Origin of the sequence: Paenibacillus puldeungensis (assembly GCF_042678945.1) — a bacterium.
Taxonomy (GTDB): domain Bacteria; phylum Bacillota; class Bacilli; order Paenibacillales; family Paenibacillaceae; genus Fontibacillus; species Fontibacillus puldeungensis.
Genome location: NZ_JBHTLM010000013.1, coordinates 99390 through 121698 on the forward strand (window position 1 = coordinate 99390; position 22309 = coordinate 121698).

22 protein-coding genes and 1 other annotated feature are annotated in these 22309 nt (G+C 46.9%); of the genes, 17 read left to right on the top strand and 5 right to left on the bottom strand.

Annotation, left to right across the window (positions count from 1 at the left end; genetic code table 11):
- The first annotated feature begins 3 nt into the window (after positions 1 to 3).
- Together ACFQ3W_RS17345 and ACFQ3W_RS17350 are read left to right on the top strand one after the other, a co-directional pair.
- The gene (locus tag ACFQ3W_RS17345) at positions 4 to 1269 is read left to right on the top strand and encodes an MFS transporter (protein ID WP_379320502.1); all 1266 of its coding nucleotides are present in this window, start codon (positions 4 to 6) and stop codon (positions 1267 to 1269) included.
- 127 nt (positions 1270 to 1396) lie between these two features.
- Positions 1397 to 2389, top strand: a complete 993-nt coding sequence (locus tag ACFQ3W_RS17350; RefSeq protein ID WP_379320503.1) for an aldose 1-epimerase — start codon at positions 1397 to 1399, stop codon at positions 2387 to 2389.
- 108 nt (positions 2390 to 2497) lie between these two features.
- Here the strand turns inward: ACFQ3W_RS17350 and ACFQ3W_RS17355 are convergent, their stop codons facing one another.
- Positions 2498 to 2848: a LytTR family transcriptional regulator DNA-binding domain-containing protein gene (locus ACFQ3W_RS17355; RefSeq protein ID WP_379320504.1), complete on the bottom strand. Its 351-nt coding sequence runs from the start codon at positions 2846 to 2848 to the stop codon at positions 2498 to 2500.
- 217 nt (positions 2849 to 3065) lie between these two features.
- On the opposite strand from ACFQ3W_RS17355, the gene ACFQ3W_RS17360 reads away from it, so the two are divergent.
- A complete protein-coding gene (locus ACFQ3W_RS17360) occupies positions 3066 to 4151 on the top strand; it encodes a lactonase family protein (RefSeq protein ID WP_379320505.1) in 1086 nt (361 codons plus the stop codon).
- A 121-nt stretch (positions 4152 to 4272) separates the two neighbouring features.
- On the opposite strand, the gene ACFQ3W_RS17365 is transcribed toward ACFQ3W_RS17360, so the two are convergent.
- The gene (locus tag ACFQ3W_RS17365) at positions 4273 to 5346 is read right to left on the bottom strand and encodes a bifunctional 3-deoxy-7-phosphoheptulonate synthase/chorismate mutase (protein ID WP_379320506.1); all 1074 of its coding nucleotides are present in this window, start codon (positions 5344 to 5346) and stop codon (positions 4273 to 4275) included.
- 93 nt (positions 5347 to 5439) lie between these two features.
- Positions 5440 to 5678: a binding site (T-box leader), on the bottom strand.
- A 166-nt stretch (positions 5679 to 5844) separates the two neighbouring features.
- Here ACFQ3W_RS17365 and ACFQ3W_RS17370 point away from each other — a divergent pair.
- A complete protein-coding gene (locus tag ACFQ3W_RS17370) occupies positions 5845 to 6921 on the top strand; it encodes an AI-2E family transporter (protein WP_379320507.1) in 1077 nt (358 codons plus the stop codon).
- 106 nt (positions 6922 to 7027) lie between these two features.
- Here the strand turns inward: ACFQ3W_RS17370 and ACFQ3W_RS17375 are convergent, their stop codons facing one another.
- Positions 7028 to 7579: a hypothetical protein gene (locus ACFQ3W_RS17375; protein ID WP_379320508.1), complete on the bottom strand. Its 552-nt coding sequence runs from the start codon at positions 7577 to 7579 to the stop codon at positions 7028 to 7030.
- Between the two features lie 154 nt (positions 7580 to 7733).
- Here ACFQ3W_RS17375 and ACFQ3W_RS17380 point away from each other — a divergent pair, with 154 nt between their 5' ends.
- The 7 genes from ACFQ3W_RS17380 (at position 7734) to ACFQ3W_RS17410 (ending at position 17624) form a co-directional block, all read left to right on the top strand.
- The gene (locus ACFQ3W_RS17380) at positions 7734 to 8774 is read left to right on the top strand and encodes an FUSC family protein (RefSeq protein WP_379320509.1); all 1041 of its coding nucleotides are present in this window, start codon (positions 7734 to 7736) and stop codon (positions 8772 to 8774) included.
- A gap of 60 nt (positions 8775 to 8834) precedes the next feature.
- The gene (gene helD, locus ACFQ3W_RS17385; protein WP_379320510.1) at positions 8835 to 11174 is read left to right on the top strand and encodes an RNA polymerase recycling motor HelD; all 2340 of its coding nucleotides are present in this window, start codon (positions 8835 to 8837) and stop codon (positions 11172 to 11174) included.
- A gap of 121 nt (positions 11175 to 11295) precedes the next feature.
- A complete protein-coding gene (locus tag ACFQ3W_RS17390; protein ID WP_379320511.1) occupies positions 11296 to 12546 on the top strand; it encodes an MFS transporter in 1251 nt (416 codons plus the stop codon).
- Positions 12547 to 12736: 190 nt separating this feature from the next.
- Positions 12737 to 13423, top strand: coding sequence for a ribose-5-phosphate isomerase RpiA (gene rpiA, locus ACFQ3W_RS17395; protein WP_379320512.1), 687 nt, complete (start codon positions 12737 to 12739; stop codon positions 13421 to 13423).
- A complete protein-coding gene (locus ACFQ3W_RS17400) occupies positions 13408 to 13842 on the top strand; it encodes a GNAT family N-acetyltransferase (RefSeq protein WP_379320513.1) in 435 nt (144 codons plus the stop codon). Before rpiA ends, ACFQ3W_RS17400 begins: the two co-directional genes overlap by 16 nt.
- Positions 13843 to 14016: 174 nt before the next feature.
- Positions 14017 to 14466 carry a MarR family winged helix-turn-helix transcriptional regulator gene (locus tag ACFQ3W_RS17405; protein ID WP_379320514.1) on the top strand — a complete coding sequence of 150 codons (450 nt, stop codon included), beginning with the start codon at positions 14017 to 14019 and terminating at the stop codon, positions 14464 to 14466.
- On the top strand, positions 14463 to 17624 hold the full coding sequence (locus ACFQ3W_RS17410; RefSeq protein WP_379320515.1) for an MMPL family transporter: 3162 nt from the start codon (positions 14463 to 14465) through the stop codon (positions 17622 to 17624). Before ACFQ3W_RS17405 ends, ACFQ3W_RS17410 begins: the two co-directional genes overlap by 4 nt.
- Before the next feature lie 93 nt (positions 17625 to 17717).
- Here ACFQ3W_RS17410 and ACFQ3W_RS17415 read toward each other — a convergent pair whose 3' ends face one another.
- Positions 17718 to 18389 carry a tetratricopeptide repeat protein gene (locus tag ACFQ3W_RS17415; protein ID WP_379320516.1) on the bottom strand — a complete coding sequence of 224 codons (672 nt, stop codon included), beginning with the start codon at positions 18387 to 18389 and terminating at the stop codon, positions 17718 to 17720.
- 155 nt (positions 18390 to 18544) lie between these two features.
- Entirely contained in the window at positions 18545 to 19120 is a 576-nt protein-coding gene (locus ACFQ3W_RS17420) for a hypothetical protein (protein WP_379320517.1), read from the bottom strand.
- Positions 19121 to 19603: 483 nt separating this feature from the next.
- On the opposite strand from ACFQ3W_RS17420, the gene ACFQ3W_RS17425 reads away from it, so the two are divergent.
- The 6 genes from ACFQ3W_RS17425 to rsmD all read left to right on the top strand — a co-directional run bounded on the left by ACFQ3W_RS17425 (position 19604) and on the right by rsmD (position 22305).
- Positions 19604 to 20209 carry a TetR/AcrR family transcriptional regulator gene (locus tag ACFQ3W_RS17425; RefSeq protein WP_379320518.1) on the top strand — a complete coding sequence of 202 codons (606 nt, stop codon included), beginning with the start codon at positions 19604 to 19606 and terminating at the stop codon, positions 20207 to 20209.
- Positions 20206 to 20547 (top strand): DMT family transporter, encoded by a 342-nt coding sequence (locus tag ACFQ3W_RS17430; RefSeq protein WP_379320519.1) that lies wholly within the window; start codon positions 20206 to 20208, stop codon positions 20545 to 20547. Before ACFQ3W_RS17425 ends, ACFQ3W_RS17430 begins: the two co-directional genes overlap by 4 nt.
- Positions 20547 to 20858, top strand: a complete 312-nt coding sequence (locus ACFQ3W_RS17435; protein ID WP_379320520.1) for a DMT family transporter — start codon at positions 20547 to 20549, stop codon at positions 20856 to 20858. Before ACFQ3W_RS17430 ends, ACFQ3W_RS17435 begins: the two co-directional genes overlap by 1 nt.
- A 169-nt stretch (positions 20859 to 21027) precedes the next feature.
- The gene (locus tag ACFQ3W_RS17440) at positions 21028 to 21303 is read left to right on the top strand and encodes a hypothetical protein (protein WP_379320521.1); all 276 of its coding nucleotides are present in this window, start codon (positions 21028 to 21030) and stop codon (positions 21301 to 21303) included.
- Between the two features lie 208 nt (positions 21304 to 21511).
- Entirely contained in the window at positions 21512 to 21652 is a 141-nt protein-coding gene (locus tag ACFQ3W_RS17445; RefSeq protein WP_379320522.1) for a hypothetical protein, read from the top strand.
- A gap of 83 nt (positions 21653 to 21735) precedes the next feature.
- Entirely contained in the window at positions 21736 to 22305 is a 570-nt protein-coding gene (rsmD, locus tag ACFQ3W_RS17450; RefSeq protein WP_379320523.1) for a 16S rRNA (guanine(966)-N(2))-methyltransferase RsmD, read from the top strand.
- Positions 22306 to 22309 lie beyond the last annotated feature (4 nt).

A 22309-nucleotide genomic window follows, 5' to 3' on the forward strand; every position in this document is an offset into this window, starting at 1 on the left:
ATCATGAGAAGTCTCATAAACACGAAGGCGTCCACTCGCCGAAAAGCTTCTATACAGCGACGAAATTTGGCAATTGCTACTTGGGAGGGCGTGCCCGCCACCATCTTTCTAACGCTGCTCGGCGGTCAGTTTCTTACCGGATTTCTTCTTTATCTGGGGGCAACCTCAGCACAAATCGGCTTTGTATTGGCCATCACAACCTTTGTCAATGTCGCTCAAATTGCTGTGGCGTTCTTAATTCAGCGGCTTGCAAGCCGAAAATGGGCACTTGTCCTGTTTGTAGCCATGCATCGCATCCTGTGGGGGGCTACGGGATTGGTTCCGTTTCTGTTCCCCAAGGCCTATTGGGTGATGGCATATATCGCTTTATACGTTGTAGCTTTTATTTTTAACACGATAGGGGCTATGCTCTGGAACTCGATGATTAGCGACATCGTGCCGGCCCGCGTCAGGGGAAGGTACTTCGGTATTCGCAACACGGTACTGAATGCGCTAAGTACTCTTGTTATGTTTGGTGGAGGCATGATGCTCGACCGCTTTCCTCATGCCCAAGGGTTTTTATACTTATACATTGTTGTTTGGGTCTGTGCCATAGCCAACATCGTTGTATTTTTGTTCTATCCGGATGTGACCTTTGAGCGCTCGGTGGAGAGCAAATTTTTACCGATGCTTCGCAAGCCGCTAAATGACGGATTGTTTATGAAATCTACGTTGTTTCTGGGGAGCTTTTTATTTTTGCAAAACCTGGTAGTTCCTTTGTACTCTTACATCATGCTGGAGCTGCTGCATATCAACTATCAAACGATCTCCCTGCTTAATGTGACTCAAACCGTCTTTATGATGGGAAGCTTCTATGTTTGGGGAAATCTCAATGCCAAATATAGCAACAGACGGTTGTTGTTCTGGACGCTGCCGCTCATCGCTTTCTCCATCTTGGCCTGGGGAGGCCTATCGATTCTTCCGACGTTGCCGGTGTTGTTCATTGCTCATATGGTATTTGGGGTAGGGGTGGGCGGCTTCAACCAACTGGCCTTTAATTTTATGATCGGGGATACGCCAAAATCGGAACGTCCTATGTACATGGCGATGTATTCCGCAATAACCGGGGTTGCCTCCTTTTTCGGTCCGTTGCTGGGAGGTCAAGTGCTGGAATGGATTGAGCACTGGCCACAATGGGTGCAGATTTTCGGGATGCAGGTTATGGTTGGCGGGGCTATGATCATACTTGCTGTAACATTTGGTCGGCGTATTTTACGGGATCATTATTAATTGTTAGAAACCGAATGGTTGCCAAGAAGTGCCATCACCATTTGCTGTGTGAAGTAGGGGTGACTTTTGAAGGCGCTTTAGGTATATTACAAATGAGGCAGCAAAGATTGAAGGGAGAGTTAAACATATGACACAAAGAAAAGCCTATGAAGGAACTTACCAAGGCGAAAAAGCGGTTTGGCTGAAATCCGGTCGCTACGAGGCAGTTATGTTGCCGGAAATTGGTGGAAACCTGATCGCTTATCGTGATGTAGAAAGCGGTTACCGTTTCCTGCGTGAACCTGCTGAAGGAGAAATGGAGACATTTAAGAGCAATCCCGGCGTACATGGCATTCCTGTCCTGTTTCCACCGAATCGCTATGAAGATGGGTTGTTCCCGTGGAAAGGGCAAGTATTTCAGTTCCCAGTAAATGAGCATTCCACCGGCAACCATTTGCACGGTTTTCTCCATACGACGCCTTGGCAAGTGGAGGACTTTGGACAAACTGCATATGAAAGCTATGTAACGGTTAAAGTTACCGTAGACGAGCAGCATGAAGTTTACCGCTACCTGCCGTTCAAATTTACGGTTAGATTGAAATATTCGCTCGGAGATAACGGCTTATCGCAGCACCTGTTCGTGAAAAATGACGGGGAAGAGGAAATGCCTTGCCTATTAGCGTTCCATACGGCGGTAAATGCTCCGTTTGCGCCTGGCAGTCAAGCGAAGGACTATCAGGTAAAACTGACCATTGGACAACGCTGGCAGTTGAACGACCGAATGCTACCGACAGGTGCATTCCAGCCGTTGACGCCAGAAGAGAAGCAGCTTCAGGGCGAGGGCGTATACCCGTTCTTTACAGCATTGGACAACCACTACACCGCCGTACCGCAAAACGGAAGAAACCGGATGGAACTGACCGATACGAAGCTCGGCGCTACTTTGGTTTATGATGTAGGCACTTCATATAAACAGTGGATGATTTGGAACAATGGAGCAACCGAAGGATTTTTCTGCCCAGAACCGCAAATCAATTTGGTAAACGCGCCTAAAGTCGATTTGCCGGCAGATGAGATTGGATTATTCAGTCTTAAAGCTGGGGAAATTTGGGAAGAAACTGCTCGTCTATATATGAAATAGCATAATATTAAAAATTCGTATTGAAAAAGCAGCCCGTCAGCGTCTTTAACAAAGACCTCTCAAGGCTGCTTTTTCTTTGCCGTTCTTAGAAAGCATGGAACGGGCGGTTCAGTTGACTCCGGCGGTCATCCTGTACGACGGAACCAGACGTCTCATTTGCTCCAAATTTCGTCTTGGAACGTTGATCGTCTTAATACCGTGTCTTTCGTCCCGGAACAACACAACGTTGTCCCGAATGTCGGATACTTTCGACAGGTTGACATAACAGTTGGTGCTGATGCGGTAAAACGAAGAGTCTGAGATCAGTTTCGAGGTTTGTTCGGCGGATAATCTCTGTTTAATGCTGTAATTCCTACCGTGGAAGCAAACCAGTCCATGAATCCCAATCTTGAAGAAATACGTGTCATGAGGATCTAGATCCTCATATACATTTCTTTCCTCCAGCCCGACATTCATCATTCCAAAACCCCCTTCAGATGATGCTTTCGGAAGCGCTTACAGTATAACATATTTTTGTTTTTTTGGGTAGTACATAGACTTGAAATTATGTCTACTAACAAGTCTATGTTTCATTCTATATACATCCTACTCGGTGGAGACTGGACATTTTCGGAGAAGTACGGAAAAATAAGGACAGGAATCGTTATCAATTAGCTAGGTCAAGGAGGTCATAAAATTGACAGAAAAGCATCAACGTTTAACGGTATTCGTAGGCTCCTACGCCGAAACGGCAAATTCCGGAGTTTATTTATATGAAATGGATCCTTCCAGTGGAGCTATGCAGCGACTGGATGAGGCTGGAGGGATGAAAAACCCGACTTTTCTCAGTGTAGATGAGATTAATCATCGTTTGTACGCTATCTCTGAGACTCAATCGGAGGGGGAGCGGATCGGGGAAGCTGTCGCATTTGCTGTTGACTCCGCAAGAGGGTTGCTTCAAGAATTGAACCGCAGCACTACAATAAGACCTTCGGCTTCACATATCCAACTGGATCGGGCAAATCGGTTTGTGGCTGTGTCAGGCTACCACGGCGGAAATGTGGGCCTCGTCCAAGTTCAAGCGGATGGCCTTATTGGGCAGCTTATTAATGAACAGCAGCATAAAGGCCATGGGGCCGACCCTGCTAGACAAGATCGACCTCATCCGCACTCGGTGCTGTTTAGTCCGGACAATCGATTTGCCCTGGTAGCCGATCTTGGCCTAGATAAGATTATTGTCTATGCGCTGGATTCGGCTGCCGGGAAATTAACACTCCAAAGTGAGGTTCATACCCCGGCTGGCTCTGGCCCACGGCATATGGCTTTTCACCCGAATGGTCGGTATTTGTATTCTATAAATGAAGTGAACTCCACGATCTCCTCATTTTCATTCGACCCGGAAGGAGGGTGTCTTGAGCTGTTGGATACAGTATCGACGCTACCGTCTGGCTTCGAAGGCGAGAACACTACTGCAGAAATTGCCATATCCGGGGACGGACGCTTCTTATACGGATCAAACCGGGGGCACGACAGCATTGTTCAGTTTTCTATCGATGGGGCTAGCGGTAAATTGACCTATGTAGAGCATGTTTCTAGTGAAGGCGAGCACCCTAGACATTTCGCAATAACTCCGGATGGTAAGCACCTGATTACTGCAAACCGGGATTCGAACAATCTCGTGGTATTCAAGGTAGACAAGGAATCAGGCAAGCTTAAATCTACCGGCCTTACCTATAATGTGTCTAAGCCGGTTTGTGTAAAACCAGTACAGTTCGAAATTTAAGACCATACTTTCCATAAAAGCTAATGTGAAAAAGCACGAGAAGCAGGGATGGCCATTCCCCGATACTCGTGCTTTTACAGTTATAATGTGAACTTCAAATAGGATGGTTGCCTTGTCTTCGTTATTCCTTAAACAATCCAGACTCCCGGATACCGTTCCACAATTGCTGAAACTGTGGTATATCAAGCTGCTGAGCCGCATCGGACAAAGCGGTTTGCGGATCGGGGTGTACTTCGACCATTACGCCGTCGGCACCCGCAGCTAGGGCTGCTTTGGCACAAGGGAGCAGAATATCCTTGCGACCGGTCGAATGGCTCACATCGACTAGAACCGGCAAATGCGTCTCCTGCTTCAAAAGAGGAACTGCAGAAATATCCAAGGTATTCCGTGTCCATTTCTCATAGGTACGAATTCCTCGCTCAATCAGCATTACCTGGGTGTTACCGCTGACGGCAATATATTCGGCGGCATGCACGAACTCTTCAAGCGTTGCCGAAATCCCCCGTTTAAGAAGAACCGGTATCGACGCTTGGCCGGCCGCCTTCAGAAGCTCGAAATTTTGCATATTTCTAGCTCCAATTTGTATAATGTCAATATATTGTCCAGCAATATCTATGTGATCTGGATGGACAATTTCGCTGATCGTGGCAAGCCCGAATTCAGAGGCAACCTCTTTTAGCATTTTCAACCCGTCAATGCCAAGCCCCTGAAAATCATAAGGCGAGGTACGCGGCTTGAAAGCACCGCCCCGCATAATTTTGATGCCTGCGTCCTTGAGTGCCGCAGCGACTGTTCGCAGCTGTTCATAGGATTCCACAGAGCATGGACCAGCTATCATCACCTGGGAGCTACCACCGATGACGGTTCCTTTGACATCAATCAGCGTATCCTCAGGTTGATTTTTTCGGCTGACGATCAGATTTTTGGCATGATCCTCTTCCTGAAGGTTTAGTGAGGCTTTAAAAATCTCCTTGAAGATATGCTTAACGGCTGAATCTTTGAAAGGCCCAGGGTTACGTCGTGTCAGTTCTTCGAGCATCGCTCTCTCCCGAACCGGATCAAATTTAGGTACACCTTGCTTCTCCTTTATTTCACCAATCTCACGGGCAACAACCGCTCGTTCGTTGAGTAGGCGAAGCAACTCTTCGTTAATGCCGTCTAGCTTTTGCCGCAGCAGATTCAATTGTTCACTCATATCGATCACTCCTTAGTGTTGTTATGCTGAATCGAACGTCTAGGTTTCCGGATTCCCTAGATAAAAGTTGGTCTAAACAAAAAAAGCTGTCCTTCGAGGGACGGAAATATTTCCGCGGTACCACCCTCGTTAGACAACTTTGTTGTTTCTCAGCTCTATACACAGATAACGGTGTGCTGCCGGATCTCCCTAATAGGCTATAGGAATCTGCCGTTCAAGAGTCAACTCAGGAGCGAACTTCAGCGGAACGATCCTCGGTGTGCTCTCAGTCTACGGCACCACCGTCCCTGGCAGGACGTTTTCCACTTACTTTTCTCCGTCATCGTCGGTTTGTTGATTAGCATTATATTCCGGTATCGCTGAATTGGCAATAGTGAAAAAAATAAAATGAAACAAAATGCGTTTTTTTCATTTGCAAAGTGAGGTGGGCTCGCTTAAGATAAACGCATAGGTCTTTTTGAAAATTTCAGTTTTAAATAAGGGAGCAGGTTGTAAATAATGACGTTTTTCAAGGAACTGTTTCAGATGGCGGGATTTCGCCGGATACTAGCGCTGTTGTTTGTTGTGCTGGTGCTCTATTTTTCCCGAAGCATGCTCAATATGGTCCTCATCACTTTTATTCTGACATACTTGATTAACCGTCTGCACAATTTTATAGCTCGGTATGTCGATAAAGTCGTCAAACTAAATCGGATGGTTACACTTATCCTAATTTATGCCCTGATCATTGTACTTCTTGGAATGGCGATCTATTACTATTTACCGGTTGTTATAGCGGAACTTACCGATTTGGTGAATCAGGTTATTTCCTTTTACGACAACCCGCCCGTGCTTCCGGACAATCCGATTATGAACTACATTGTTGAATCTCTAAAGGGCATTGATTTGTCCAAGTATATTGGCAATGGCTTTAATTTTGTATTAAATACGATAACTGATATCGGAAAATGGAGTCTTAACCTGTTTATTGCGATTGTGCTCAGTTTGTTCTTCCTCCTGGAGAAAGAAAAGGTCAAGAATTTTACGGTTAATTTTAGAGATAGTCGTGCTGGCGGTTTATTCAAGGAACTGGAGTACTTCGGCAAGAAATTCGTTCATTCTTTCGGAAAAGTTATTGAAGTACAGTTTCTGATCGCCTTGATCAATTCCTTGGTTTCCACCGTCTTCTTATGGATTTTCGGGTTCGACAATCTAGTGGCACTTGGCATTATGATATTCCTGCTTGGTCTCATACCGGTCATGGGTGTGATCATCTCGCTTATTCCGCTTTGCGCGATTGCATTTAAGATCGGCGGACTCATCAAAATCGTTTATGTGCTGATCATGATCGCTTTGGTCCATGCACTTGAAACTTATTTCTTGAATCCGAAGTTCATGTCCAACAAGACTCATTTGCCTATTTTTTACACCTTCCTCATTCTGCTTGTTGCGGAACATTTTTTGGGTGTATGGGGCTTGATTGTCGGCGTTCCTATTTTCATGTTCCTGCTGGATATTTTGGAGGTGCCGGTAGGAAAACATCCGAAGCTGTTAAGTAATGCTGCGTTAAAGTCCACAAGAGCTGAAAAAGAATAAGCCTCTTTAAACGAAAGTTGCCGCAGCAATGAAAATTGGAGATAATAATAACCGCTGGAGAATTTGCTTCCAGCGGTTTTGTATTTTTTTGCTAAGTTTTGTGAGGTCACTGAGAGATTGGATGCCATTGAACTTGATTGTTGTGGTAATCATTCGTTGGATAACCAGGTGGGTGCTGTTTCCAGGGACGTTTGATGACTCGGCTTAATTTTTCCGGAAGGCCGGCTTTAATTTTTGCAGCCTTATTCTGATCAAGCTTGCCTGCAGCTATAGCTTTATCGATGTTGCGATAAATGGTTACCGTCAATTTTTGAATGTATTCGGCTTCACTCCAGCCTTTACGGTCTTGAGTGATTTGCAGCAGGGTTTTCCCTTGATGCAATTGAGCGAGCAGTGTTTTTGGGTCCATTCCTAGCAAGTCAGCCGTATCCTTGACGATATGTCCACCGCGAAAACCCTGGTTGTTGCAATGTGGCTTCGATTTTTCTGTAGCTGCGTTATTATTGGCATTGTTAGGTGCAGTATCTTGAGGGAGCGGCTCATGCGGCTCCATGAAGCGGACAGCTTCAGCTGCTGCTGTTCCTGCCGTGGGAAGCAAGCTCATGGCTAGCAGGACAGATAGCGTTGCGTGAAAGGCAAAAGCTTTTAGTTTGGACATGAATAGGGTCACCTCATTTGTTCATCATTTTTAGAATCCTTGTCATCACCAGTTTTGACCAAAATTTCGCATGTTAACTAATAAGCAGTTATTTATTTCTTGAAAATGAGCTTAAACTAGAAAAATGTGCTTTTGATCGTGGGAGGGAATGTTTGTGACTTTTGGCCCGAGGATGCTTAAAACCGGACTAGCGGTTACGCTGGCACTGTATATATCATTGTGGCTCAAGCTGCCGTCGCCTGTCATCGCTGCGGTTGCAGCCATCTTCGCATTGCAGCCGACGATATACCGCTCTTGGCGTTATCTGGTCGAACAGCTCCAAACCAATACACTGGGGGCTGTACTGGCAATGTTGGGCGGGATGTTATTTTCCAATGAGCCGATCGCTGTAGGGTTGGTCTGTATTCTCGTGATCATGATCTGTCTAAAGTTGAAAATGGGGGATACGATCGGTATCACGCTTGTCACTGTAGTTGCAGTCATGGAGGCTTCCGGACAATGGGAGTTTGCCCTGAACCGATTTTTGCTTAGTTTGATTGGGATTCTCTCGGCATTTATCATCAATATCCTAGTTTTTCCACCTAAGCCACGAGTACAATATGAGCAGCAAATTCGTCAAACCTTCGATCAGCTATCACTTCTGCTGCGGACGGCGGTTTCTGATGAAATCAAGGAGACGGTTTTTCGTCAGGGGAAAAGGGAACTGGAGGATACGATCGTCTCACTCACTGATAAATACAAAATGATGGAAGAAGAAGAAAAGAAACTGAAGGCGCCTAAGTTTAGCGATCATCGGCAGCTTGTGCTTTACAAGCAGATGCTTGAGGCGCTGCGTAAAGGCTATGAAGCGCTGGATGCGGTTGATCAGCATTACTTCCAGGCGGTCCGTTCACCGGAGCTGAATCAGGAATTTGATCAGCACTTAGAGAAATTAACTAAATTTCACGAGCACATTATGCTGAAGTTTGATGATAAGCTGAAGCCAAATTATGTAGAGGCCATGCAGTTTGAACAGGAAAATGATGAGTTTCTGCGGCGGATGCTGGACCGGTATGCTGAAGAGCGTACCGGTGTACTGCGGCTATCGATTGTCTCGGCGGAAATTTATGAATACGGCTATCAGTTAGAAAGGTTAAACCGACTTGCAGACCATTCTGTCTCCTCCTCGATTTCTGGCACCTCTTCCGGGGAGTGAATCAGTGGTTTCGGCATAAGAAAGGTGAAATTAAATCGAAGGTTCAAGGGAGCGATTGAATTGGATAATACGGATCAAGCTTGGCAAGATGAACAGCGTCGTGTGGAATATGTTTCAGTTCAAATTGATTCCACAATTCGCAGACTCGAGCAGGAGGTCGGCTCGGTTCGTGGTGACGTTGTTTCCATGCGGAAGGATTTTTGGGATGAGGTAACGGTGAACTTCAGCGAAGCAGACGACGTCGGAGAAACGTCAACCAGTTTGCGGCAGCAATCTCAGGTGCTCTCGGAACGTGAGAGAAGCCATTTGCACGCATCGGCTGCCCTCGGCAAAATGAAGCGTTTAAAGCAGTCGCCATACTTCGGAAGGATCGACTTTGCAGAAGACGGGGAGCCAGAGGAATCAATCTATTTGGGCATTGCTTCTCTTCTGGAAGAAGGAGACGAATCCTTTCTGGTTTACGACTGGAGAGCTCCGATCTCCAACCTTTATTACGACAGCGTACCTGGTCCAGCTACCTATGAAACGCCTTCCGGGACAATTACCGGCACGATGTCGCTGAAACGGCAATTTGTGATCCGTGGCCGTGAAATCAAGCTGATGTTTGACACCGGGATGACGATTGGAGATGAACTGCTTCAGCAGGTGCTGAGCCGCAGCTCCGACGCCCAAATGAAAAGCATTGTGGCTACAATTCAACGCGAGCAAAATCGAATTATCCGAAATGATCGCAGTCGGATGCTTATCGTTCAAGGCGCAGCCGGGAGCGGGAAAACATCAGCAGCTTTACAGCGAGTCGCCTATTTGCTTTACAAGCATCGCGAAGTACTTCAGGCAGACCAGATGATTCTTTTCTCTCCAAACCCGATGTTTAACAGCTACGTTTCAACAGTACTCCCTGAGCTTGGGGAAGAAAATATGCAGCAAACGACGTTCCAAGAGTATCTTGAGCATCGGCTTGGACGTGAGTTCCAACTGGAAGATCCGTTTGTTCAAATTGAATACGTTCTGTCCGCGAAGGAAGACGAAGATTACCAAGCCAGAATTCATGGTATTCGGTATAAATCCTCCGCTTTGTTTCTCGAGGCGATAATTCGCTATAAAGAGCTGCTTGAGAAAAAAGCGATGAATTTCAAACCGGTGCGATTCCAAGGACGGGAAGTAGTCAGTGCGGAGGCCATTTACAACCAATTTTATGCATTCGATCCGGCGATTCGGCTCGCCAACCGCTGCGAGCTTCTTAAGGAGTGGCTGCTGAAAGAAATAGCGGCCTTTGGCAAGGGGGAGCTTAACGAACCGTGGGTTGAGGAGCAAATTCAGTTGTTGGATGTTGAAGATTATCAGCGAGCATATCAGCGCATGCGCAGGGGGCAAGGAAAGAACGATTCGTTCAACGATTACGATGAAGAGAAGACGATCCTTGCCAAAATGGTGGTTAGCGATCGCTTAAAGCCACTTCGCAAATGGGTGAAGTCTCTGCGATTTGTAGATGTGACAAAGCTGTACTCCCAGCTGTTCTACAACACGGAAATTATGGTGGAAATCAATCCCGGGAAATTGCCGGAGCGTTGGGAGGACATATGTCTACATACCCTGCAGAAGGTCAGACAGGGTGAGCTGTATTACGAAGATATTACCCCATTTCTGTACTTAAAAGAGCTCGTGCTCGGTTTTCGGTCCAATTCGTCGATAAGACATGTCATCATCGATGAAGCGCAGGACTATTCTCCATTCCAGTTATTTTTCTTGAAACGGCTATTTCCGCGGGCGAAAATGACCGCGCTGGGTGATTTAAACCAGGCGATCTATGCTCATGCATCCGTACTCCAGCAGTCCTCGGTGCTGAGCGATTTGTACGGGGAAGCGGAGAGTGAACTCATTACCCTAGAGCAGAGCTACCGCTCCACTCGGGAAATCGTAGAATTTACCCGGGAGATGATACCCGGAGGAGAGAGCATAGTTCCGTTTAACCGTCCAGGCGAAAAGCCTGAGGTTCGTGTTTTTTCGAACATTGAAACACTTGAATTAACCCTTTGCGAAACGACTAAAAAGCTGATGTCGGAAGGATTCGAGTCCGTAGCAATTATTTGCAAGACAGCGGCGGAAAGTCTCGATGCCTATAATCGGCTAAAGGCTGAACTTCCGGTAAAGTTAATCAAAAAAACGACTTTGTCTTTTGAAAAAGGGGTCCATGTCATCCCGGCTTATTTAGCTAAAGGCGTCGAATTTGATGCCGTTTTGATCCATGACGGCTCAAATCAGAAATACACTCGGGAAGCTGAACGCAAACTATTCTACACGGCGTGTACAAGAGCGATGCATTTGTTGTTCGTCTATTCATTAGGGGAACCGAGCCGCTTTATCTCAGAGGCATCACCTAGTACCTATAATCGGCGGTAAACGACGGTTTGGGTGAACTGTATGAGCGATTAACACCTAATTCCCAAGCGGAATAATTTTGCCCCGGCGGCCCAAACTAATGAGGCATGTAGTAACGCCTTCATGAAGGGTGGCCATTGGTATGAAGGTCAACAAAAAGGGCGTATTGGTTGCCTTAGCATCCATACCGCTTATTATGACGCTGGGAAATTCCATGCTTATCCCGATACTGCCGCAGATCGCTCGAGAGCTGCGAGTATCGTCTTTTCAAGTGAGTATGTTAATCACGGTTTACGCGGTAGTAGCCATTTTGTTAATTCCTGTTGCCGGGTATCTTTCGGATAAATTTGGGAGAAAGGCAATCATCGTTCCTAGTCTAATCATAGCCGGTGTCGGTGGTGCTATTTCCGGGGTGGCCGACTGGTTTACGGAGGGGATAACCGTATATTGGCTTATTCTCGGCGGCCGATTCCTTCAGGGCATCGGAGCTGCAGGCGCTTTTCCCATCGTGCTGCCGCTCGTTGGTGATTTGTATGATAACGAGGAGGAAGTTAGCCATAATCTAGGAGTCATTGAAACGTCCAATACATTTGGAAAAGTGCTCAGCCCGATTCTTGGTGCACTACTCGGCGCATGGATTTGGTACATTCCACTGCTGTCGATTCCCGTGTTGTGCTTGATCTCGTTGCTGCTAGTTATTTTTTTGGTTAAGGCTCCCAAGCAAAGGACGGAAGGTAAACCGCTGAGAGAGTTCATTCGTGATATCAAACACGTCCTCAAGCAAAAGGGACGCTGGCTCAGTGCAATATTTGCCATTGGCTGCATATGCATGTTCCTGTTGTTTGGTGTCCTATTTTACTTATCGGAGCAGCTTGAGGTGAAACATGGTTTGAACGGAGTTATCAAGGGATTGGTATTAGCCATTCCATTGGCAGCACTCTGCCTGGCTTCTTACTTGACCGGCAAAAGGATTGGGAAAAACAAAAGCCTAATGAAATGGTGCGGTGTGGCCGGTCTAGTATTGGCAACAGCTGCTTTATTTGGTATCGGTTTTTTTAATAACATATACTTTGTGATTGGCTGTCTCATCGTGTGCGGAGCAGGGATCGGTATTGTGCTTCCTAGCTCGGATGCGCTAATTACCGAAGGGATCGATAAAGAAATGCGGGGCACGATTACTTCGATCTATAGCAGTATGCGCTTTATCGGAGTATCTGCAGGTCCGCCGGTCGTTTCGCTTCTGGTTAAGGCTGGACATATGACGTTATTTTTTGTGTTTGCGGGAGTTTCATTTGTAGCCGTTATGCTGCTGTTATTCATGGTCAAACCGGAGCCGGACAAGGGCAAAGGCTCAAAAACGGTTAAAACTCCCCGTCCTCTACACCAGGGCTAATTTGATTAATCATAAGAGAATATGTAAAAAAAGAGCAGCGAGTACTAAAGGTTGACCGAGTACTCGCTGTTCTAATATGTTAGCTTTTTTGGTATGATAAAAGCTGAAAATCACAGTTATCATGTTATGTACATATCACGCTCAATTATGGCTAAATAAGTCGCAATCATGTCTGGAGGGGTCAAGTCTTATGAATGCAAAACAAGCTGCGGGTTACCGTGCTGCAGAGCTGGTTAAGGACGGAATGACGGTCGGGCTCGGAACGGGATCGACCGCTTATTATGCCATTGAGAGAATCGGCGAAATGGTGGAAAAGGGATTACGCATTCGAGCTATCGCAACCTCTAATGCTTCGGAGGAGCTTGCAGTGAAATATCAAATTCCGCTGGTAAAGGCGGCTGAGGTAGGCCATTTGGACATCGCTATTGATGGGGCTGATGAGGTCGACCCGCAAATGGCGTTGATAAAAGGCGGCGGCGGGGCGCTGCTTCGTGAAAAGCTGGTGGCGATAAACAGCAGTCGGTTTGTCGTAATCGCTGACAGCAGCAAAATGGTACCTCACCTTGGAAAGTTCAAGCTGCCGATCGAGGTAGTACCATTCTGCTATGAGTGGACGCTAAGACAATTGGAAGCTAGGTACCCCGTTCCTTTTGAACAACGGATGCGGGAGGGGGGGAAATATGTTACCGACAACGGCAACTACATTGTTGATGCTGCCTTTGGTAAAATTGATAACCCCGCTAAGCTTAATGAGGAGCTCAAGGCGATCACAGGCATAGTTGACCATGGCTTATTCGTGAATATCGCAAGCACGGTGATTGTAGGATACGAAGACGGACGTACTGAGGTGAAAGAGGCATCATGTTCAAAAGAGTAACTTCTCAGATAGAGGATCCAGGTATTCGGGAACTGCTGGAATATGTTTTGTACGAGCCCGAAGCGCTTGAAGATGCGATTCGCATGTATAAGACGGAGAATTCAGCGGAAATGTACGCATATGAAAATGAAGGGGAATTAATCGGGTTAGTTGGCTATAAAATCGATTCGTCTCGTGTGCTTGAAATTGTTCATCTTATCATTCATCCGGAGTGTCGTATGCAAGGGTACGGGCGTGATTTAGTTTTGGAAGCCCTGGGTCAAACCAATCCGGAAATGATTCTCGCAGTTACAGATGGAGATGGTGCGCAATTTTTTCGCAATATCGGGTTTCAGATTACGGGGGTTACCGATGAATCCAGCGGCGAGGAACGTTTTCGCTGCGTTTATCTGGTTCAGGAAGAAGAATCGGAAGAGTAATAATCTAATAATCGTTGTTGAAGCGAGTGCAGGTGGAGGATATTTCTCAACGCCTGCGCTCGCTTTTTTTCAAATTATTGAGGATTTGACTTTCCAGGTACAATGGCCTATAGTTTCATTGTCGAACTATTTCATAGTAAAACAATATGGACGAGTTTAAGGAGGAGTTTGGGGGTGGATCATGAGTCGAAACGGTTGATCGAGCGTTACATGGAGGCTTATTTTGTGGTGACGAAGCGGATGCATGCAGAAATACAGGAAGGGATTCAAGACGATATCACCATGGATCAGTTTCAAGTGCTGGACTACATATCCAGACATGAGCGTTGTACTTCAACGGAATTGGCCGATGTGTTTGCTGTCGGCAAAAGCTCGATTACAGCCATGATCACAAGACTGGTTGATAAAGGGATACTGCAGCGTACCCGGGATGAGGATGACCGTCGTGTCGTCTATTTATCGTTGACGGAGCATGGAGAATCCAATTATCGCAAAGCCCAGCAAAAGATCATGCATACCGTGTCTACTTATATGGTGCATTTTGAGGCGGAGGAGATCGAAGGCTTTATCAGTGCTTTCGAAAAACTAGCCAGACTGATCGGGGAAGGGAGTTCAGAAAAATGAGATTCATACTGAAGGCAAGATGGGGAATCTTGCTGTTATGGATCGCTTTAGCGGCCATACTGATGATTACGGCACCATCGATGGGAGATTTGGTGCGGCAAAAGGGTGAAATTGCTGTTCCGCAGGGCTATTCCTCCTCCGAAGCTTCCGCAATTTTGTCGGAAGTGGCTGATATGAAAGGGGGAGCTAAAGAGACACAGATTGCTCTCGTTTTTCATGATGATCAAGGGATTAACGATGCAAAGACAAAAGAGGTTGAGCAGGCCATCTCGTCTTTGCGAGGGAAAATGGCGAAGTTTGGGATTGTATCGATCACGGATCCGTTTGAAACGCCGGCCGCCAAGGAGAAGATGATCTCCAAGGACGGCAAGACGATTCTAACGTCTTTATCCGTCACGGATAAGGAGCAGTCGTTGAAGGATATCGAAAAAAGCATTCATCAAGAGCTTGAATCCGTTCCGGTCAAGCACTACTTGACAGGGCAAAAGCAAATTAATGAAGATATGGTGGTCAGCTCCGAGCAAGGATTACAGAAATCGGAATACTTTACGATAATTTTCATTTTGCTGATCCTGTTCGTGGTATTCCGGTCTATGGTGGCACCGTTCATTCCGCTGCTGACAGTCGGTATTAGTTATCTAGTTTCCCAGTCGGTTGTAGCCTTCCTGGTGGACACGGTGAATTTTCCGATTTCGACCTACACGCAGATCTTTATGGTTGCGGTCATGTTTGGGATCGGGACCGACTACTGCATTTTGCTGATCAGTCGGTTTAAGGAAGAACTGCAGCATACGGATGACCAGTGGGAGGCTATTGTTCGCACCTACCGTACGGCTGGAAAAACGGTATTCTTCTCCGGCCTGGCCGTCCTTGTCGGATTCTCGACAATCGGCTTGTCGCAATTTATGCTGTACCGCTCTGCCGTTGCGGTTGCCGTAGGCATTGCGGTTATGCTGCTGGCGCTCGTAACCATCGTTCCGTTCTTTATGGCAGTGCTCGGCACGAAGCTGTTCTGGCCATTGCGCAGCTCCTTGGAGCATAAAGAAAATCGCTTCTGGGGGGCTATCGGTTCCTTTTCGCTGAAACGTCCTTGGGCAGCGCTTCTGATCGTAGCGGCTGTCACTGTACCATTTCTGATCTCCTACAGTGGCAACGTCTCCTTCAACAGCATGGAGGAAATTGGTGACCAGTATGAGTCCGTCAAGGGGTATAACATCATCTCCGACAGCTTTGAACCGGGCGAGTCGCTCCCATCCACGGTTGTCATCAAAAACGATGAACGCATGGACAATGCTGATTATATGGCGCTGGCTGAAAAAATCAGCCGTGAGGTTACGAAGATAGACGGGGTAGCCAGCGTAAGAGGAATAAGTCGTCCGACCGGTGAGGTGCTTAAAGATTTTGAGTTAAACAACCAAGTGAAAACGGTCGGAAAAGGTCTTGGCGAAGGCAATGAAGGCTTGACCAAAATCAAAAACGGTTTGAACGAAGCAAGCCAGTCGCTCACGGCGAATACGCCAAAGCTGAAGCAAGCTGCCGACAGCACCGGCAAGCTCGCTGAGGGCACCGGGAAGCTGAAAGATGGCATTAGCCAGCTGTCCGGAGGATTAACCGCGATTGAGAAAGGCATCCGCGACGGGTCGAAGGGAGCTGGCGAGCTGAAGAAGGGCTTGCAGCAGGCGCAAAAAAGCGCCGAGACTCTTGCGAGTGCACACGAACAACTGCTTAAAACTTACCAGCAGCTCGGTCAAGGCATCTCGTCGTTAGGGGGAGGAATTACGGAGATTCGTCAGTCGATGGACACGGCTTCGCAAGGCCTTACCGCGCTCAACGCACGGTTTGCAAGTTTGGAAGGGAAATTCCCTGGACTGACCACTGACCAGGACTATTTGACAATCAAGGGTACGGTGACAGAGACCGGTAAAGGGATGTCCCAAATGACGACCGGACTGAAGCAGGTAGAAGAGCAGCTTGGAAAAGTTGATGGTGGTTTGAAACAGGCTAATGCAGGTTATGCCCAAGCAGCTGCAGGAAGTAAACAGCTTGCCGGCGGTCTGAATCAAGTCATTCAAGGCCTTTCAAAACTGGAAGGCGGACTAAATCAAGCTGCCGACGGCCAGGGAAAAATTGCAGGAAAAATTCCGGATGTCGTAACCGGGCTAGCACAAATCGAAAACGGACAGAAGCAAATTCAGGGCGGATTCAACCAATTTTCCGGTCAAATCACTCAATTGACTGATGGTCTCGACCAAAGCGTCGACGGTTTGTCCAAAGTTTCCGGCGGTCTTGGTAGCGCTCAGGAATATTTAAACGAGGTCGGCGAAACGAATAACGGCCTGGATGGCTGGTATGTTCCGCAGCAGGCGCTTGAGAACGACCAGATCAAGCAAGTGTTCGATACGTACCTGTCTCCGGATCGTAAAGTGATGAAGCTGGAAGTTGTATTTTCCAGCAATCCGTATGGCCATCAAGCGATTGATAGTATAGGCACGGTCCAAACCGTTGCACAAAAGGCCGTCAAAGGCACGAAGCTTGAAAATGCGGATATCGCCGTTGGCGGCGTATCAAGCACGTTTAATGATCTAAAAACGATATCTGGTAACGACTATACGCGAACGGTCATTTTGATGTTGGCTGGTATTTTCATCATCCTGGTGATATTGTTCCGCTCGATCGTAATGCCAATCTATATTATCGGCTCCCTGATATTGACGTACTATACCTCAATCGGGTTCACCGAGTGGGTATTTGTGGACATCTTCGGGTACTCCGGCATAAGCTGGGCAACTCCATTCTTCGGGTTTGTCATGCTCGTTGCTCTGGGTGTCGATTACAGCATCTTCTTGATGGATCGTTTCAATGAAAACAAGGAATGGGATGTCGGCGATGCTATCCTGCATTCCATGCGCAATATGGGAACGGTCATTCTGTCGGCCGCCGTTATTCTCGGCGGAACGATGGCCTCCATGTATCCGTCAGGAGTGCTGTCCATGCTCCAAATCGCTACGCTCGTCCTTTTCGGATTGGCGCTGTATGCTGTTCTCGTTCTGCCATTCCTGATTCCGGTTATGGTTAAAATGTTCGGTCAGGCGAACTGGTGGCCGTTTCATAGACGGATGGGAAGCTCCAGCGACAGCTCATCTTCCTACAATGCGTAAATTTTTAAGTTAAAAACGATAACAAAAAACGCCGTGCTTTCTTCACCCTTAGGTGGAAGGAGCACGGCGTTTTTTGTACTGCATGCTAGTCTACTATAGGACCATTCTTTTGACATAGCTGCGAAGTGCCCACTTACGTTCCTGCCGTTTCTTGTATTTAGGTAACGTACGGTATACGGCAATCGATTCGTCAAAAGCCTTTCTTGCTTCCTCCTTGCTTCCTAGCGAATGATACAGCGTGCCAAGCAAATAATAGGCTTCGCTCGAAGAGGATTGAATTTCCCGGAACCTCGCGGCATAGTCAAGTGCTTTTTCCGGTTCTTTGTCCTTTAAAGCCGAGGCAAGATGAAGATAAGGCTGTCCATATTTCACCCGATCATTAATTTGAAGCGCCCGCAGAATCTGCTCTTCTCCTTCCTCTAGATGGCCCAAACCTAATGAGGCGGTTCCTAAGTCGTCCCAAAATTCAGCAGAAGATTCCGAGGATGGCTTCGCCTCCTGAAGCAGGTCATAAGCTTCGCGGTAACGCTTGCGCTCAAGCAGCAGCCGCGCCAGTTCACGCTTGGCGGAAACATCAAAATGGTTGACGGCGAGCTGTTGCCGGAGCCGAGCAATATTCCGAGAACGACGGAAAGGTTTCATAAAGCTGGGAAACACTCCGACATAACGACGGTCCAAAAAATAAATGATGACCAGCAGCACCAAAAGTGCCAGGAACGGATTTCCCGTCAACCAGGTCAATAAAAAGAATAGGAGTAGCTTCATGTCGTCCTCCACCAAATCATATTATTACCAATTATACCACATGGGTATAAGGGACCGATAATAACAGCGGAGGAATCTATACTGCTTAACGATAAAAAGAGACTGCCCAAATATGGACAGCCCCGGCAAATTTATGGCGACATGTTTTAAAAATGTTATTGGTAACTGCGAGTTGGACCACCTGGAATAGAATGTCCGAAAGAAGTGGAACCTGCAGATCCAACGTTAGATGCACTCATTCTGATCGATCCGGGAATCGATGAGCCCGCGCCGGACAATCCAGTTATTGATGGACCCATGCCGGACATACCGGATATTGAGGAGCCTATGCTGGACGAACCAGGAATTGATGTGCCTATCCCCGCTGTTCCAATGCTTCCTTGGCTGTAACCCGATTGACCGTAGGTTTGACCTCCATAGGTGCTGTGGCCAATCCCAGTTTGCCCGAAGCCTGTGCCTACATTCATTGAATGCATGCCACTTTCGACTTGACCGGCCAATTGAATAACACGTTGGTATTGCTGCATTGAAGTTTGATGACCTTGTAAGGCCGTTTGGATCGTTTGTGCGGCTCTGCGTTCGCGCTGTGCCAATTCTTCAAGCTGAGTAGCGTTGCGCTGCTCTTGCTCCAGCATTTGCTGATACATGGCGGTTGCTTGACGTGTTTGTTGTTCTAATTGGCGCATCGTTTGCTCAATTTCACGGATTTGCTGACTGACGTTGGTGTACATAAATTGGATTCCTCCTCTGATAATTTGGTGGTTATTTAGCCACAGTTAGGTTGCCCGTGGAAGGCGGTGATATGCATTTTTAGGCAGGTAAGTGCGGCCCCTAAAAATAGCCTATAAATTACAATAATGATGCTAATCTCATTAGTTTATTGACATCAGGATCACTCGGAATTCGTTATGTGGAGGCAAAAAGATTCACCATGAGCAATGAGCCGGTCTATTTTGACAATAAACTAGAACAATTCTCTTGGGCTTGACCCCAGCGGGAATTGTCTTTTGAGCTACAGAATGGAAAAAATTCGCAAAGCGTGACGATGTTTAGTGCTCCTGCATTAGACAGGATTTCAGCGGAACAGATACGCATTAAGCTAAAGTAAATATATCTGGATAACATCTTGGGCAATAGCCATCGACCGGTTTGACAGAGGTATGAGGTTGTGTGATAATATTGACTAACGACCGATCGGTAGGGAGGTGAAGGACTTGAGTCAGACTAAAATACGTGATGTTGCTCTTTCCCATTTTGCGAGCTACGGATATGAAGGGGCCTCCCTGAGCAAAATTGCTGAAGAAGTGGGCATAAAGAAGCCAACGATTTATTCCCATTACAAAGGGAAAAACGATTTGTTTTTGACGGCTGTAAGGTATGTTTTCCAACTGGAAAGAAGAAAAGTATTGTCGTATTTCAAAATGGCCCAGGTCAAGCCTTTGAAGGAGAAATTAGAGGGCTTTTTTACCATGATTGAGGAAGGTTTCAATAACTCTTACACCACGAAGTTTTTGCTTAGGGTTTCATTTTTTCCGCCAGCTGCATTAATGGACGAGGTGATGACTCTTGCTAACTCCTTTATTGACGGGCTCCATCGGCAATTGATCAAACTCATGAAATACCATCAAAAGCAAGGTGAGTTTGCCGGCATAGAGATTGAGGAAGCAGCCCTGGCTTATGTGACAATGGTAGACGGCGTTCTTGTTGAGCTCCTGTTTGCTGGAAATCACCGTTTCAGGAAGCGGGTAGAGGCGGCTTTTCCAATTTACTGGAGCGGCATTCATTGTATGGCTGACAAGATAAAGGAGAACAGACCATGAATCGTCATTGGTTAAGCGTTATAGCTGCGGGAATACTCGAGGTTATTTGGGTAACGGGACTTAAGCACTCAAGTTCTATTCTCGAATGGGGGATCACCCTTCTAGCCATCATAATTAGCTTTGTTGTGCTTACAAATGCTTCAAAGCACCTTCCGGTAGGGACGGTGTATGCCGTATTTACCGGTATTGGTACGGCAGGAACTGTGCTTATTGAAATAATCATTTTTGGGGAGCCGTTTAGTTTCATCAAAATCGTATTAATCGTTATCCTGCTGAGCGGAGTCATCGGCCTGAAACTGGTAACGGGCGAGCAGGCAGAAAGTAAAGGTGAGGCATAATGGCTTGGATAGCTGTTTTTATCGCCGGATGCCTGGAGGTTGTAGGAGTTATTGGGATGAAGCGCCTTGCGCTTAAGAAGTGGGATGGGGCTTTTTACATGATCATATCCTTCTGCATTAGCCTGTGGCTCCTTTCGTATGCGATGCGGACGCTGCCGATGGGCACGGTTTACGGGGTCTGGACGGGCATTGGTACAGTAGGTTCAACGTTGACAGGGATGTTCCTATATGGCGAACCGAAGGAGTGGAAAAGACTTCTGTTTATTTCCATGATTCTTGGGTCCGCAGTAGGGTTAAAATTGTTGTCGTAGAGGCCCATGCCATCGGCGCGAGAGCCGACATCAATTACAGAGGGCAAAGAGTTTTCTTCGCGTTTTTGCACGCTGGCCATGATATATACTTCATTTGCCATTGAAACAAAGTAGAATTAAAGGGTAGCCTCTGATACAATATCTTCATAAAGCTTGAAGGAGCGGTACTATGAATAGTGAGCTAAAGGTACTACTGCAGTCAGTGATGCGTGAAGAGCTCAAGCCGGTTAATGAGCAGTTACATGAGCTAAGAACAGAGCAGCAGGCAATAAAACTAGATATTCAAGAGATTAAGGAAGATCAACACCTGATTAAACGCGCAGTGCTAGAAACAAATGACCGCTTAATCAATGTCGAATCAATTTTGGAAAATCAGCATAGAATCATTGAACTTCTCTCTACGCGCTCCATCCAGCAGGAAGCTGAACTGAAAAGAATCAAGTAAATCGATCCGGTGCCGACGCATCGGATTTTCTTTTTTCCTATGCCGCTACACTGCTCATCATTGCGAAGTGAAAGCTTGGTAGAGCTATGAATAATAAGCACATTCTCCGTCCACAAACTCCGTCCACAAATAAAAAAAGACAAAAGCCCTCGTAGAAAATGCTTGCTACAAAGGCTTTTGTCCGGGCGCCCCTCGCGGGACGCCCATCATGGGAGAGGAGAAACCGGACGAAGAGCTTATGGGGAAACGTAAGTCTTCTCCGCGGTTGTCTACGACATTTGGTGATGTCGATATTTCAAGTTTGTCCGGGCCTACCGGATTTATACATGAAACCGAAAAAATGTTATGAAGTTTTTCGTTTTTCATTCCTGGCGGTATTGTGGTACGATATCGACGTGGAATTTTCAGGCATATATAAGGGTGTGAACATTCATGAGAGTCATTTCGGGCAGTGCCCGGGGAAGAACGTTGAAGGCTGTCCCAGGGATGGGAACAAGGCCGACGACCGACAAGGTCAAGGAAGCGATCTTCAGCATCATTGGCCCATACTTTGACGGCGGTGCCGTGCTGGATTTATTTGCAGGCACAGGAGGCTTAGGAATAGAGGCGCTCAGTCGCGGTATGGACAAGGCTGTATTTATTGATAAGGAGTACAAAAGCATCGAGACGGTCCGTAGCAATCTTAAAGCAGCCGGCTTGGAGGATCAGGCCGAGGTGTATAAAAATGATGCCGAGCGAGCGCTTAAGGCACTTTCCAAACGGGAGGCAGCCTTCGATCTGGTGTTTCTCGATCCGCCCTACCGGTTAAAGATTGGGGACGCGCTCATGAAGCAGATGGACGAGCTGAAGCTGCTAAGGCGGCAGGCAACGGTCGTACTGGAATACGAGTCCTCCTACATTTATCCCGATCGTTTCGGGAGTTTTACACAACTGCGTAAAGCGGAATACGGCGAGACGACCGTATCGATCTACGTTTACGATCAAGAGTCAGGCTCGGTTTAGAACG